The sequence below is a fragment of the Mesorhizobium sp. RIZ17 genome, from assembly GCF_051127865.1.
In the GTDB taxonomy this organism is placed as follows: Bacteria; Pseudomonadota; Alphaproteobacteria; order Rhizobiales; family Rhizobiaceae; genus Mesorhizobium; species Mesorhizobium humile.
In genome coordinates, this window is record NZ_CP147861.1 from 108,219 (window position 1) to 122,517 (window position 14,299).

Genomic DNA, 14,299 nt, shown 5'->3' on the forward strand with positions numbered 1-14,299 from the left:
CGCTAGCCCAACTCGATCTCGTGGGCCTGCAAATAGTCACGGTTCATCTCGACGCCGAGGCCAGGCTTCGATGTCAGCTTGAGGTTGCCGTTCGAAACATCGAGCGGTTTGTCGATGAGGTGATCGTATTTGGAGAGGTCCCACTCCGAGGTTTCGAGCTTGTAGAAATTGGGAACCGTCATCATCACCTGCGCCCCCGCGACCACGTTGATCGGTCCGGCAGCGTCATGCGGTGAGACCGGCACGTAGTAGGCTTCGCACAGGGCGGAAATCTTCTTGAGCTCGGTGATGCCGCCGGTCCAGGTGACGTCCGGCATGATGTAGTCGGCGAGCTTGCCCTCGAGCACCGGCACGAAATCCCACTTGGTGTGGCCGCGCTCGCCCCAGGAGATGGCGGCGCTAACCTTGTCGCGCACCTGCTTGAGGGCATTGAGGCTTTCGGGCGGGCACGGCTCCTCGAACCAGTCGATCTGGCCCGCCTCTTCGAGGCTGCGGCAGAGGCGGATGGCGGTCGGAACGTCGAAGCGGCCATGCGCGTCGATGAGAATGTCGACATCGGGCCCTGCCGTCTCGCGGATCAGGGCCGTGAGCTCGGCGGCTTCGCGCTCGTCCTTGCGGGTCATGCCGCCGTCGAGGTAGCCGTCGCGCCTTTCGCGGGCCACGCCATCGACGCTGGGGCCTTGGTGGGGAAACGGATCGAATTTGAGCCCGGTGTGGCCGGACTCCACGATGTCGCGAATTTCGCGGACCACCGCCTCCTTGCCGGTGAACTTGGCCTGGTTGGGATGGGTGTAAAGAGCGATCTCATCGCGTACCGGGCCGCCCAGCAACTCGTAGATCGGCTTGCCGAGGACTTTGCCGCGGATGTCCCAAAGCGCAATGTCGATGGCGCTGACGCATTCGACCGCGGCGCCGCGACTGCCCATGTAGGTGAAGCTGCGGAAGATCTTGTGCCACAGATGCTCGATGCGCGCCGGATCCTCGCCTGCGACGGCTAGCCCGATCTGGCGCAGGATCGTGCACAGCGCGCGGTTGGCGAGCTTCGTCGTGGTGGTGATCTCGCCCCAGCCGCTCACTCCCTCGTCGGTCGTCACCTCGACGAACAGATACTCGCCCCAATAAGACGCATCGGACTTGATCAGCCATGGCCGAATGCTCGTGATTTTCATCTGAACTATCCTCTCTGAAATGGCCAGGCTGACGTGTTGTGGATCGGCTACCCTGCCCGGGCGGCGCTGCGCGCGCGCATATGTTCCAAGACATGTCGGCCGGAACCCTCGACATGGCGAGCAATGAGCTCGGCCGCCTTGTCGGCCTCTCCCGATTTCACGAGCGCGATGAGTTCGCGGTGCTCGCGGATGATCGCGGCGCGACGGGCAAGCGTGAAATTGAAACGCCGGCTGACTGCCCGCAGCACCTCGCGATGCTTCCACCAGAGCTCGGCGGCGTGGCGGTTGTAGTGCCGCTGGTACATCACGGTATGGAAAGCGGTATCCAGCTCGCTGTGCCTCAACGGATCAGCGAAGTTGTTCTCTTCGATCAGGCCCTGGAGACGTTCGAGCTCGGCGATGTCCTCCTCGGTCGCCATTCCCACAAACCAGCGCGTCAGGGCGGGCTCGATGAGAACGCCGATCTCGTAGATATCGCGCACGAAATCCTGATCTATGGGTCGGACGCGCGCACCCCGGTTGGGAATGAAGGTGACGAAGCCCTCGCCGCGCAACAGCTGAAGCGCCTCGCGCACGGGGTTGGTCGAGGTGCCGTGACGGCGGGCGAGATCGGTGACCACGAGCCGCTCGTTGGCAGCCAGCCGTCCCTCGATGATGTCTTCCCTTATCTGCTCGTAAAGCGAGGCGCCCTCGCTTGATGCCCCGAGAGCGTCAATCCCCTCGGGTGGCTCTGCTTTGAAATCGCTCGTTTCCGCCAAGGCCGTCCCCCTTAGTCCAATACACGATCTGACCGATATCATGCACATCTTCGACAAACAATGTACGATTTGTTGCGTTGACAGCTATTCTGCGATCTGAAAACGTATAAAGTGATCGAAGGGATACATTAGGGCGGAGGAATATCCCGACGATCGAACGACCAAGGACCGCTTGCCTCGACGCAGAGCGGCATGGGAGAACCTGGAGGAGACTTATGAGGAGGATCACAGTCGGCGGTGCCGTTTTGCGCGGCGCTGTCTCCACTGCTTTGACGATATCGTTGATGTCCGCTTCGGCGCTTGCCGCGCCGCCGGTCGACCTGAGCAAGTGGTCGCCGGAATATGTGCGTTCGATTGCCGGCACGCAGGATTTTGACACGGCGGGCGATTGCGCCAAGGTCACCCCGCTCGACTACAAGGGGCGACTGACATTCTGGTACCAGGGCGTGTTCGAGGGCGACCCCGACCTCCTGCGCCAGTACTACAAGGATTTCTTCGCTACCTTCCGCAAGACCTACCCGAACATCCAGCTCGAGGAACAGGCCCTCACCTACAACGACCTGCTCGACAAGTTCCGCACCGCGCTCCTTGGCAATGCCGCGCCGATGGCGGTCCGCCTGCAGATCCTGGGCGGAACCGAGTTCGCCTCGAAGGGCTATCTGCAGCCGCTCAAGCCCGAGGACGTCGGCTATTCGACCGAGGATTTCTGGCCCGGCGCCATGAAGGCGGTCACCTGGGACGGCGTGACCTACGGCATTCCGACCAACAACGAGACGATGGCTTTCATCTGGAACGCCGACATCTTCAAGCGTGCGGGCCTCGATCCGAACAAGCCCCCGGCAACCTGGGACGACGTCGTCAAATATTCCAAGCAGATCCACGACAAGCTCGGCATTGCAGGCTACGGCCTCGTGGCGCGCAAGAATGCCGGCAACACGCCCTACCGCTTCATGCCGCAGCTGTGGGCCTATGGCGGCGGCGTCTTCGACGAAGCCACCGCGAACCCCACCTACAAGGACATCGAGCTCAACAGCCCGCAGAGCAAGGCGGCGCTGCAGGCTTCCTACGACATGTATGTTCGCGACAAATCGGTTCCGGTTTCGGCGCTCACCAACCAGCAGGCCGACAACCAGCCGCTGTTCCTCGCTGGCCAGCTCGGCATGATGATCTCGCACCCGTCCGACTACAACGTCATGCTCGACCTGCAGAAGAAGGCGACGGGCACCGACAAGGACAAGGCGCAGACCGTCATCGACAACATGCGCTACGGCCTGATCCCGACCGGCCCGGACGGCAAGCGCGCCGTCGTGTTCGGCGGTTCGAACATCCACATCCTCAAGCCGGAATATGTCGAGGGCGGCAAGGTGGACGAGCCGGCCGCAAAGGCCATCATCTGCATGTGGACTAGCCCCGAATGGTCGCTGAAGATGGCCTATGCCGGTTCGAACCCCGGCAACCTCAACGGCTTCAAGACCAAATGGATGAAGGAACGTCTGGACAGCATCAAGTTCCTCGACGTCACGACCTCGATGCTGCCATACGGCATCCCCTTCCCGGCGCTGCCGCAGTCGCCCGAGATCATGAATATCATCGTCCCGGACATGCTGCAGAATGCCCTGACCGGCGCTATGACCGTCGACCAGGCGGCGGACGACGCGGCCAAGAAGGTGAAAGACCTGATGGGCGGCGGACTGTAGCCCAGGCCTGACCTGAGATCCGACCGGTTGCGCGCGCAGGGCGCAGCCGGCCCATTCCTGAAAACAAGGGCACGCCACAGTGACGATCGTGACCGGGAAGGCCGAGGCTCGCCCAGGATTGCAACCCGGTGGATCCGGCATGCTGCGCCAGGTCTGGCAGCATCGCGCCGACTACGCCTATGTGCTGCCGGCGATCGTCGTGATGCTCGTCGTCATTGCCTATCCGATCTACTACACGATCGAGCTGTCCTTCTTCAACACGCCGCCCGGCCTGCAGCTGCGCGACAAGATCTTCGTCGGTTTCAACAACTACACGGCGATCCTGACCAGCGAGGTCTTTTGGCAGGTCACCTTCAACACCCTGATCTGGACGATAGGGTCCACCTTGATCTCATTTGTCCTGGGGTTTGCCGCCGCGCTGGCGCTCCACCGCGACTTTCTCGGCCGCGGCGTCCTGCGCGCCATCCTGATCATTCCCTGGGTCATAAGCGCGGTCGCCGCATCCTATATCTGGAAGTGGATCTACCATTCGGATTTCGGGATCATCGGCGCGGTCCTGGTCGAACTCGGGTGGGCCGATCGGCCGCCGAATTTCATCGACAGCGTCTCAACGGTGCTGCCCTCGCTTATCGTCGTCAACATCTGGCGCGAGTTCCCCTTCGCCATGATCATGATGACGGCCGGCTTGCAGACAGTTCCCGAGCAGTTGCTGCGCGCCGCCAAAGTCGACGGCGCCGACGCGTGGCAACGCTTCTGGCACGTCACCTTCCCGCATTTGCGCAATGTCTCGACGGTGACGATCCTGCTGCTCGCGGTCGCCAATTTCAACTCCTTCATCATCCCCTGGATCATGACCGGCGGCGGTCCGTCGAACGCGTCGCATATCTGGATCACCCATATCTACGAGCTCGCCTTCGGCCGCCAGCGGTGGGGCGTGGCATCGGCCTATTCGGTGCTTCTGTTCATCATCCTGATGACGCTTGGCTACTTTTATGTCCGCGCGCTCAGCGGCAACGAGCGCAAGGATGGCGGCGCATGAGCACGGTTTCCGAGACAGCCTTTCGAGCGCAGCCCGTTCGTCGCATGCGCTTCGACGGATGGCGATGGGGCGGGCGCGCCTTCCTGGTGTTTATGCTGCTTTACACCGCCTTGCCGATGATCTGGATGCTGCTCACCTCGATCAAGTCGGGCTTCGCGGCAATGCAATTTCCGCCGCAATGGTGGCCTGACCAACCTACCCTCGCCAGCTACCAGAAACTGCTCGATCCGCAGAACAGCGTCGGCCAGGATTTCCTCCGCTTCTTCTGGAACAGTCTCATTGTCTCGACCGCCACAACCATCCTCTCGGTCATCGTTGCGGTGCCTGCGGCCTATGCGTTCTCGCGCTTCACCTTCCCGGGCCGGAACTTCCTGTTCTTCGCCGTCCTGTTGCGCAACATGTTCCCGGCGGTGATCTTTCTCGTGCCGCTCTTCATCCTGATGCGCGCGATCGGACTGGTGAACACGCACGGCTCGCTTGTTCTCACCTACCTAACCTTCGGCCTGCCGCTCGCGATCTGGTTGCTCAAGGGATTTTACGACAACATTCCCGTGCAGCTCGAGCAGGCGGCGCGCATCGATGGCGCAACGCGGTTCCAGGCCTTCGTCCTGATTGTGATGCCGCTCTCGACGCCGGGCATCATCGCGACCGCGATCTATTCCTTCATCGGCGCGTGGAACGAATACATCTACGCCTATACCTTCCTCTCCAAGAACGAGCAGTTGACGCTGCCCGTCGGTATCCAGCGCTTCTTCTCGGAGAACACGACCGATTTTCCGGGCCTGATGGCCGCCAGCTTCATGATGAGCGTGCCCGTCGTGGTGCTGTTCCTCCTCCTGCAACGATATTTTGTGCGCGCCCTCACGGAAGGCGCCGTGAAGCACTAGGAGCTGCCGATGGCCCATGTGGTCCTCAAAGATCTCGTCAAGACCTATGGCAGCTTCAAAGCCGTCAACAACGTCTCGCTGACGGTCAATGACGGCGAGTTCGTTGCGCTGGTCGGTCCTTCAGGCTGCGGCAAGACAACCACGCTCAATCTGGTCGCGGGCCTGACCTCTGTCACATCGGGCGACATATTCATCGGCGACCGGGTGGTCAATGACCTCGACCCCAAGGACCGGGACATTGCCATGGTGTTCCAGAACTACGCGCTCTATCCGCAGAAGTCGGTTTATATGAACCTCGCCTTCCCGCTGCAGATGCGCAAGTTGCCCAAGGACGAGATCGACAGGAAGGTCAGGGAGGCGGCGCGGGTGCTCGATATGACCCAGTTGCTCGAGCGCAAGCCACGCGAGCTTTCCGGCGGGCAACAGCAGCGCGTGGCGCTCGGTCGCGCCCTCGTTCGAGATCCGGCGGTGTTTTTAATGGACGAGCCGCTCTCCAATCTCGACGCAAAGCTGCGCGTGCAGATGCGGTCCGAGATCAAGCGGTTCCATCAGGACCTGAAGGCAACGATCGTTTATGTGACGCACGACCAGCTCGAGGCCGTGACCATGGCCGACAGGATGGCGGTGATGAATGGCGGCTATCTGCAGCAATATGATTCACCGGCGCAGGTTTTCGCGCATCCCGTCAACATGTTCGTGGCAAGCTTCGTCGGCAGCCCGGCGATGAGCCTAATTCCGCTGGAGGCATCCGCGGCTAACGGCGACGCCGTCCTCACAAGCGCGGAAGGCTGGACCCTCCAGCTGTCGCAACGCAACGCCCGCAAGGTCCAGAACGCGACCACCAGGAAGATCGTGCTCGGTGCGCGCCACTCGACGATCAAGCTGCACAAGAGCGCGATGCCGGGCGCCATCCCGGCCAAGGCCTATACGGTGGAACCGACCGGAGACGTCACCTTCGTGCAGGCATTCCTGTCCGGCGCGATCGTCAATGTCAGCGTGCCGCCGAGCGTTGCCGTCGCGCCCGATGAGCGGATCTGGCTCGAGTTCGACCAGGAGCGGGTGCATCTGTTCGATGGCGAAACCGAAATGGCCCTCAAATCCGACTGAGATCCGGGTGACGGATACGGGGCCGACTGAAAGATGGGACGCGCGCGGAACGTGGGTAGGAATGACTGCGAAGCTTAAAATCACCGCGATCAAGCCCTACCCGGTGTGGGTCGGAACGCGCAACCAGATGCTGGTCAAGGTCGAGACCGACCACGACATCTCGGGCTGGGGCGAGAGCGGCTTGAGCGGCCGCGAGAAGGCCGTCGCAGGCGCGGTCGAGCATTATCGCGAGTTTCTCATCGGCCGCGACGCCATGCAGATCGGCCGGATCTGGCAGGAGCTCTATCGCAGCCAGTACTTCGAAGGCGGGCGGGTCCTGCAAGCGGCGATTTCCGCCATCGACATCGCCCTGCATGACATCAAGGGCAAGGCGCTGGGAGTACCGGTCTACGAGCTGCTCGGCGGCAAGCAGCGCGACCGCATTCCCACCTTCGCCTCGACCGGAGACGAGGCCGAGGGCGACGCGGCCATCGAACGAGCTCGTGAGCTTCGCTCGCAAGGATGGCAGGCGATCCGCTTCTTTCCCGCAGGGCAAAGCAGCAAGGACATCTTCGAGCCGCGCGAGTCGATTGGTACTACGGCGAACATGCTGAACAAGGCGCGCGAGGCGCTTGGCGACGAGGTCGTCCTCGGCATCGACTATCATCATCGGCTGTCGGTGGCCGAAGCGGCGAGCTTCTGCAGCAAGCTCGACCGCGGCGTGCTCGATTTCCTCGAGGAGCCGATCCGGGACGAGACACCGGAGGCCTACGAATCCCTGCGCAGGATGACGGACATCCCCTTTGCCATCGGTGAGGAATTTGCCAGCAAGTGGCAGTTCCTGCCCTATATCGAGCGCGGCATCCACCAGTTCAATCGGCTCGATGTCTGCAATGTCGGCGGGCTCACCGAAGCGATGAAAGTCGCCGGCTGGAGCGAGGCGCATTATGTCGACTTGATGCCGCACAATCCGCTTGGTCCGGTATGCACGGCCGCGACTATCCATCTCGGCGCGGCGGTGCCCAACTTCGCCTGGCTCGAAACCAGGGCGCCCGAAAGGAAGCTGGGCTTCGACAATTCCGACTTTTTCCCCGTGCAGCCGCGGCTCGACGGCACCGATTATCCGGTCGGCGATTTGCCGGGGCTTGGTGTCGAGGTCAACGAGGCAGCGATCCAGGCGCAGAGTTTCAGTTTCTGGGAAGCGCCGCATCTCAGGCGCCGCGACGGTTCCGTCACCAACTGGTAGTTCCATTCCAATCGGAGTCCATCATGACGCATACCCCCGACATAACCCGGCCGCCCAGGGACCTGATCGACGCGCTGCGGGAGATCGGCGCCGCGACGGTTGCCGGCACGCTCGGCCACATGGGCTTCCGCAGTCCGCACATGGTCGGTCCGGTGGCGCAAAACCATGGCAAATCGATCGTCGGGCCGGCGCTGACGCTGCAATTCCTGCCGCAGCGTCCGGACCTCTTCAACGAAGGAGAATATGCCGATCCGGAAACGCAGTTGCATCGGCACGTGCTTTACCATGCACAGGAAGGCGACGTGGTCGTGGTCGACGCTCGCGGCGACATGAGGTCGGGCGTCTTCGGCGATATGATGTCGACCTATTTCAAGGGTAGAGGCGGCGCGGGCATCGTCATTGACGGATGCATGCGCGACCGACCCAATGTCGAGAAGCTCGATCTGCCTTTATGGCTGCGCGGCTGGACGCCCAACTATCATGTGCAGACCAGCATCTATCCCAATGCCGTCAACGTTCCGATTGCTTGCGGCGGTGTCACGGTCATTCCCGGCGACATCATCGTCGCCGACGATGACGGTGCGGTGGTGGTTCCCGTCGCAATGGCTGCCAAGGTCATCGAGGAAGCGAAGAAGCATCACGACTGGGAGGAGTTTTCCCGCGAGAAGCTGATGCAGGGCGCACCTTTGCAGCGCTACTATCCGCTGCATGACGATGCCCGCGGGGAGTATGAGGCCTGGCGTAACTCCAGGAATATGCCAAGCTAGCGAGGCCGGCGCCAACGGGCGCCGGCCTGATGCTGGTCTAAAGCGCGTCGCGCAGAAACGGATTCAGGCGACGTGCTTTAGGTCCTTTGTTTGATGCATGTCGTTGCCGCAAAACCGAGGTCACTTTTGCGCGACATGCATTAGCTGTGCCGGATTTCCGTGCCGAGCACCTTCAGGCACTCGCGGATGAATGCGGCAAGAGCGGTCCAGCCTTTCGCCGAAACCATAGTGCCGTCGACATAGGCCTCGGTTGGCGACAGATCGATGTAAGTACCGCCGGCAAGCGTCACTTCCGGCTCGCAGGCCGCCAACGCGCCGACCTTCTTGCCGCGCACCACGCCGTCGACCGCGATCAGGATCTGCACGCCGTGGCAGATGGTGAAGATCGGCTTTTTGGTCTCGTGGAAATGGCGCACCATGGCCTGAACCCGCTTGTCGGTGCGGATGTATTCCGGGCCGCGGCCGCCGGCGCAATAGACGGCGTCGTATTGATCGAGCTGCTTTTCGGCGTCGGCGAACGTCTTGTTGATCAGCGCGTAGTGGCCGAGCTTTTCGGTGTAGGTCTGGTCGCCTTCGAAGTCGTGCAGCGAGGTTTTGATCACGTCGCCGGCATTCTTGTCGGGGCAGACGACGTGGACCGTGTGGCCGACCGCCTCCATGGCTTGTTGATAGACGAAGATTTCGTATTCCTCGGTGAACTCACCGGTCAGCATCAGGATTTTCTTGGCTGGCATGACTTGTCCCTTTCGATTGAGATGACGAGGCGTGAGCGCGCCTCGCCAAGGATTGCGACGGCGGTCCTCGGAACGGAGAATCGGGGAAGTAATACTCCCTGGCGTTGGCCTGGGTGATCAGCGGCCGTCGAGCTTGACGTGACCGCGAACCGGCGCCTGGCCGATCAGATTGGCAACCGTCATGTAGATGGCGGTCTTGATCATCGCCGGCGGATAAGGCGTCTCGACCGGCGTCATGGCGTCGCCGTCGATGACTTTCCTGACGACGTGGCAGGACATCGAGCGTGACATCCGACAGGACCATCGCCGCGCCGTATTGCTTGGAAAGCCCTTGGGCACCCAGCACCGCGGGAGCGACCAGCATGCCGTCTGCCGGCGCGATAACGCAATCTTCGTCGATACGAGCGGCAATGGACATCGGTGCGGTTACTCGAAGGCTGGCAGGAGCCGGTCTCGCGAATTCTCGATATGCACTCGCATGGCCTTCGCGGCGGCGCCCGCATCGCCCGCTGCGAAGGCAGCCAGGATCGCCTCGTGTTCGTCCAACGCCTCTTCGGTGACGCGCGAATGATACATCAGGCGAAAGATGTGGAAGTGCGTGTGCTGGTGGTTCAGCGTCTCGCGGATGAGCTCGTTTTGGGCGAACTCCATGATCTTGTCGTGGAAGATCGCGTCCTGGCGCGCAAAGTTCGAATAGCGCAGACGCTCGTCCTTCCCAACCCGCCGCGCCATCACGCCCGCCGCCTCTTGCAAGGCCGCAAGGCGCTCCTCGTCCAGGGTTGCCACGGCCTTCGCCGCGGCGGCTGGCTCGAGCAGAAGGCGCAGTTCATAGAGCTCGTCGAACCGGCGCCGGGTGATCTGCGGAGCGGCGCGATAGCCGATCAAATGGGTCTTCAACACCAGCCCCTCACCTTCCAACCGGCCGAGGGCTTCGCGGATGGGGGTGTGGGAGACGTTGAATTCCCTGACGAGATTGTCGACGGTGATCCGCGATCCTGGGGGAATCCTCAGCGACATCAACTGCGCGAAGATCGCCTCATAGACATCTCCAGCCAGGCTGTTGGCCCGCTGGATGCGGCCGCTTGCGCGGGCCTCGTTGTCGACGGTCAGACCGTGGTCTTGCATCGTTTTGCCTCTTGACAGGCGAAAGCCCTAACACGATGCTCCGGCCAATTCAATACTATATCCTATACGATTTTATAGAGGATATAAGCGGATGCGCTAGAACCCTTTATGGACGCGGCCGTGGCTGCCGGTCCGCCAAGAAAGCTGAACGCATGAAACTCGCCAAGCCGGGTTCGGCGACGAACACGGCGCTTGGCCAATCAGTTTTGTTTGAAAGATCTTGATCCATGACCTTGTTTGCAGCCGCGCGCCTTCCGCGCGAAATCCTGTTCGGCAAAGGCCAGCGCCATGCGCTGCCGGCGATCGCGGCACGCCACGGCGGTCGCGCCTTCATCTGCACGGACGAGCGCCTGTCAAAGACGGCTGAATTCGTCGAGATCCTCGCCGGCTTCAAAACCGCCTCGGTCGAGACACTGGTTTATGACAGGACCTTGCCCGATGTGCCGCGCGACATCGTGGCGACCTGCGTCGCCGAGGCGAAGGCGTTCAAGCCGGACATGGTCATCGGCATCGGTGGCGGCAGTTGCCTCGACATGGCCAAATGCGCCGCGCTGCTTCTCAGCCACGGCGGCCAGCTCCAGGACTATTATGGTGAGTTCAAGGTCCCTGGACCCACCCTCCCCGTCATCGCCGTGCCGACGACAGCCGGCACGGGCTCGGAAGTCACCCCGGTCGCGGTGATCTCCGATCCGGACCGGACGCTCAAAGTCGGCATCTCGAGCCCGCATCTGATCGCTGCTGTGGCGCTTTGCGACCCCGACCTGACCGCAACGTGCCCGCCTTCACTCACCGCCATCGCCGGTGCCGACGCCCTGACCCATGCCATCGAAGCGTTCACCGCTTCAAAACGCGGCACCGATGCCGACCTGCCGCAGAAACACGTTTTCATCGGCAAGAGCGCATTGACGGATCATTTCGCGCTTTTGGCGATCAAGCTGCTGGGCCGCAGCCTGGAAACCGCTTGCCGCGACGGCTCAGATGAATCGGCACGCGCCGACGTCATGATGGGCGCGCTCGCCGCGGGCTGCGCTTTCGGCACCGCCGGAACCGCTGCCGCCCACGCCGTGCAGTATCCGGTCGGCGCGCTGACCCACACCCCGCATGGGCTCGGCGTCGCCACCATGCTTCCCTATGTGATGCGTTACAATCTTCCCGTCGCGGCGGCGGAGATTGGCGAGATCGGCATTGCCCTTGGCCTGTCCGGCCAAGGCCATGATGCCCAGAGCCTGGCCCGCGCGACCATCGCTGAGATTGCCCGCCTTTTCCGGGCCATCGGCATCACCGTGACGCTGGCCGAACTGGGGCTTGCCGAGGACAAGATCGACTGGACGGCCGAGCAGGCGCTGGGCATAGACCGGCTGATCAAGAACAATCCGCGACCCTTCGACATTGCCTCGATGCGCAGCCTGGTCAGGGCAGCCTATGATGGCCAATCGAACCCCGGCACCGTGTGAGCTGGAGCCAAATCCATGAACATCCTCCAAGACCAATTCGACCAGGATCAAGATATGTCCGACTACATCACCTTCGCCCACGGCCTCTATATCGGCGGCAAGTGGCGGCCGGCGTCCGACGGCCGTGTCATCGAAGTGGTTGACCCTTCGACCGAAGCCGTGATTGCGGCGGTGCCGGACGCGACGCTCGGCGACGCCGCCGACGCGGTGGAAGCGGCCGCAGCCGCGGCCGAAGCGTGGCGCGGAACCCCGCCGCGTCGCCGCTCCGAGATCCTGCGGCGCTGCTTCGAGCTGATGACCGAACGCGCTGAGACCTTGGCCGCGCTGATCTCCCTGGAGAACGGCAAAACCCTGCGCGATGCGCGCGGCGAAGTCGCATACGCGGCCGAGTTCTTTCGTTGGTATGCGGAGGAAGCGGTTCGCATCAGCGGCGAGTACAATCTTGCGCCGTCAGGCGCAAACCGGATCGTGGTGGACTACCAGCCCATCGGCATTTGCGTTCTGATCACGCCGTGGAATTTCCCTGCCGCCATGGCGACGCGCAAGATCGCGCCGGCGCTCGCAGCGGGTTGCACTGTGATCCTGAAGCCTGCCAGCGAGACGCCGCTGACAGCTTATGCGCTTGCGGCGCTCTACGAAGAGGCAGGCGTGCCGCCCGGCGTCGTCAACGTCATCACCACGTCCGATCCTGGACCGCTGACCGCGGCCATGTTGGCCGATGCGCGCGTGCGCAAGTTGTCGTTCACCGGCTCGACCGGTATCGGGCGATTGCTCCTGGCCGAGGCCGCGAAGCATGTCATCTCCTGTTCCATGGAGCTTGGCGGCAACGCGCCGTTCATCGTCTTTGACGACGCCGATCTGGAAGCCGCCCTCGACGGCGCCATGATCGCCAAGATGCGCAATGCCGGCGAGGCCTGCACGGCGGCCAATCGGCTCTATGTCCAGGCCGGCATCCATGACGCTTTCGCCGAGGGCCTGCGCAGACGCATGGCGGCGCTGCGTGTCGGCCCGGGCACGGAGGCCGATACGGAATGTGGTCCGATGATCAGCAGGAAAGCTGTCGCCAAGATCGACCGCCTTGTCCAGGACGCGGTGACGCGGGGCGCCAAGGTCCTGTGCGGCGGCGAGGCGCCGGCGGACAGGGGGTTCTTCTATCCGCCGACGGTGCTCGCCGACGTCCCTTCGGATTCAGAAATGGCGCATGAGGAGATCTTCGGGCCGGTGGCCCCCATCAGCCGATTCGAGAATGAGGCGGAGGCCATCGCTCGGGCCAACGACACCGAGTACGGTCTCGCCGCCTACATCTACACCCGGGACTTGGCCAAGGGCATGCGGGTTGCTTCCAGGATCGAGTCCGGCATGATCGCGCTCAATCGCGGCCTGATGTCGGACCCCGCCGCGCCCTTCGGCGGCGTCAAACAGAGCGGGCTCGGACGTGAAGGCGGCCAGAAGCACGGCATTGCCGAGTTCATGGAGGCGAAATACATCGCCGTGACGATCTGATGAGCCAGACGCCGAAAGATCCGTTCCGCATTCGTGATCACGTCGCAGAGTTCGACGAGATCGTCGCGGACATCGTTCAGCGCAGCGCTAAGACGAGGCACAACATCCCGATGGTCGCTGACGTCGCTTACGGTGCTGCGCATACCGAAACCCTCGACCTGTTTTTTCCGCAAGGAGAACGGCACGGACTGCCGGTGCACATGTTCATTCACGGCGGCTATTGGCGCATGTTTTCCAAACGCGATTATTCCTATATCGCCGACACGGTGACGGCCGCCGGCGCGATAGCAGCCATTGTCGACTATGCGCTCATGCCGACCGTCAGAATGGCGACGATTGTCGACCAGGTGCGCCGTGCGCGGCATTGGATAGAGCAGAATATTGCCAGCTACGGCGGCAACGCCGGCCAGTTCACAGTTAGCGGCCACTCTGCCGGGGCACATATCGCGACAATGCTCTTCAACGATCCTGACCGCCTGTCTGGCGTCAGAGCCGCGCTGCTGCTCGGAGGACTCTATGACTTGAAGCCGCTGCAAGACTCCTTCCTCGCTGCAGAGATCGCGATCACCGACGATGAAGTGGCCCGGTTCTCCCCAGTCACCCATCGGTTCGACAGCACGGTGGCGGTCGAAATTCTTTTCGGCGCCACGGAAACACTCCCATTTCAAGCCCAAGCTCAGGCAATGGCCGAACATTTTTCCCAACAGAAACTGGCCGTGTCGATCTGTAGCCTTCCGAACGCCAACCACATGAGCAGTGTGCGCGACCTCGGACTTACGAGCACTCGTGCCGGCGCCAAGTTGGCGGAGCTGATCGAAAGTATCAATCAATAAC

Annotated in this window: 13 protein-coding genes and 1 pseudogene; 9 read left to right on the top strand and 5 right to left on the bottom strand. The window is 62.3% G+C overall.

Annotated elements, in window-relative coordinates:
- Positions 1-2: 2 nt before the first annotated feature.
- Positions 3-1,169: a mandelate racemase/muconate lactonizing enzyme family protein gene (locus WDX12_RS00580; RefSeq protein ID WP_434723586.1), complete on the bottom strand. Its 1,167-nt coding sequence runs from the start codon at positions 1,167-1,169 to the stop codon at positions 3-5.
- Positions 1,170-1,216: 47 nt separating this feature from the next.
- Positions 1,217-1,927 carry a GntR family transcriptional regulator gene (locus WDX12_RS00585; RefSeq protein WP_320293712.1) on the bottom strand — a complete coding sequence of 237 codons (711 nt, stop codon included), beginning with the start codon at positions 1,925-1,927 and terminating at the stop codon, positions 1,217-1,219.
- A 215-nt stretch (positions 1,928-2,142) separates the two neighbouring features.
- Here WDX12_RS00585 and WDX12_RS00590 point away from each other — a divergent pair, with 215 nt between their 5' ends.
- The 6 genes from WDX12_RS00590 (at position 2,143) to WDX12_RS00615 (ending at position 8,649) form a co-directional block, all read left to right on the top strand.
- Positions 2,143-3,624, top strand: a complete 1,482-nt coding sequence (locus WDX12_RS00590) for an ABC transporter substrate-binding protein (protein ID WP_292316210.1) — start codon at positions 2,143-2,145, stop codon at positions 3,622-3,624.
- A gap of 79 nt (positions 3,625-3,703) precedes the next feature.
- Entirely contained in the window at positions 3,704-4,663 is a 960-nt protein-coding gene (locus WDX12_RS00595; protein WP_434723587.1) for a carbohydrate ABC transporter permease, read from the top strand.
- A complete protein-coding gene (locus WDX12_RS00600) occupies positions 4,660-5,550 on the top strand; it encodes a carbohydrate ABC transporter permease (protein WP_320293710.1) in 891 nt (296 codons plus the stop codon). The genes WDX12_RS00595 and WDX12_RS00600 overlap by 4 nt, the downstream gene beginning before the upstream one ends.
- A gap of 9 nt (positions 5,551-5,559) precedes the next feature.
- Complete coding sequence (locus WDX12_RS00605; RefSeq protein ID WP_434723588.1) at positions 5,560-6,657, top strand: ABC transporter ATP-binding protein; 1,098 nt, start codon at positions 5,560-5,562, stop codon at positions 6,655-6,657.
- A 61-nt stretch (positions 6,658-6,718) separates the two neighbouring features.
- A complete protein-coding gene (locus WDX12_RS00610; RefSeq protein WP_320293708.1) occupies positions 6,719-7,882 on the top strand; it encodes a mandelate racemase/muconate lactonizing enzyme family protein in 1,164 nt (387 codons plus the stop codon).
- 23 nt (positions 7,883-7,905) lie between these two features.
- Positions 7,906-8,649, top strand: coding sequence for a ribonuclease activity regulator RraA (locus tag WDX12_RS00615; RefSeq protein WP_320293707.1), 744 nt, complete (start codon positions 7,906-7,908; stop codon positions 8,647-8,649).
- A 140-nt stretch (positions 8,650-8,789) separates the two neighbouring features.
- Here WDX12_RS00615 and WDX12_RS00620 read toward each other — a convergent pair whose 3' ends face one another.
- From WDX12_RS00620 to WDX12_RS00630, 3 genes and pseudogenes are all read right to left on the bottom strand, one after another.
- A complete protein-coding gene (locus tag WDX12_RS00620) occupies positions 8,790-9,383 on the bottom strand; it encodes a DJ-1/PfpI family protein (protein WP_320293706.1) in 594 nt (197 codons plus the stop codon).
- Between the two features lie 70 nt (positions 9,384-9,453).
- A pseudogene (locus WDX12_RS00625) lies at positions 9,454-9,650 on the bottom strand (ABC transporter substrate-binding protein); the annotation flags it as partial.
- A 159-nt stretch (positions 9,651-9,809) separates the two neighbouring features.
- A complete protein-coding gene (locus tag WDX12_RS00630) occupies positions 9,810-10,508 on the bottom strand; it encodes a GntR family transcriptional regulator (protein ID WP_320293705.1) in 699 nt (232 codons plus the stop codon).
- A gap of 227 nt (positions 10,509-10,735) precedes the next feature.
- Here WDX12_RS00630 and WDX12_RS00635 point away from each other — a divergent pair, with 227 nt between their 5' ends.
- From WDX12_RS00635 to WDX12_RS00645, 3 genes are read left to right on the top strand one after another with little or no spacing between them, the layout of a single operon-like run.
- Positions 10,736-11,962 carry an iron-containing alcohol dehydrogenase gene (locus WDX12_RS00635; RefSeq protein ID WP_434723589.1) on the top strand — a complete coding sequence of 409 codons (1,227 nt, stop codon included), beginning with the start codon at positions 10,736-10,738 and terminating at the stop codon, positions 11,960-11,962.
- A 15-nt stretch (positions 11,963-11,977) separates the two neighbouring features.
- Complete coding sequence (locus WDX12_RS00640; RefSeq protein WP_434723590.1) at positions 11,978-13,465, top strand: NAD-dependent succinate-semialdehyde dehydrogenase; 1,488 nt, start codon at positions 11,978-11,980, stop codon at positions 13,463-13,465.
- On the top strand, positions 13,465-14,298 hold the full coding sequence (locus WDX12_RS00645; RefSeq protein ID WP_434723591.1) for an alpha/beta hydrolase: 834 nt from the start codon (positions 13,465-13,467) through the stop codon (positions 14,296-14,298). Before WDX12_RS00640 ends, WDX12_RS00645 begins: the two co-directional genes overlap by 1 nt.
- The last annotated feature ends 1 nt before the right edge of the window (position 14,299 follow it).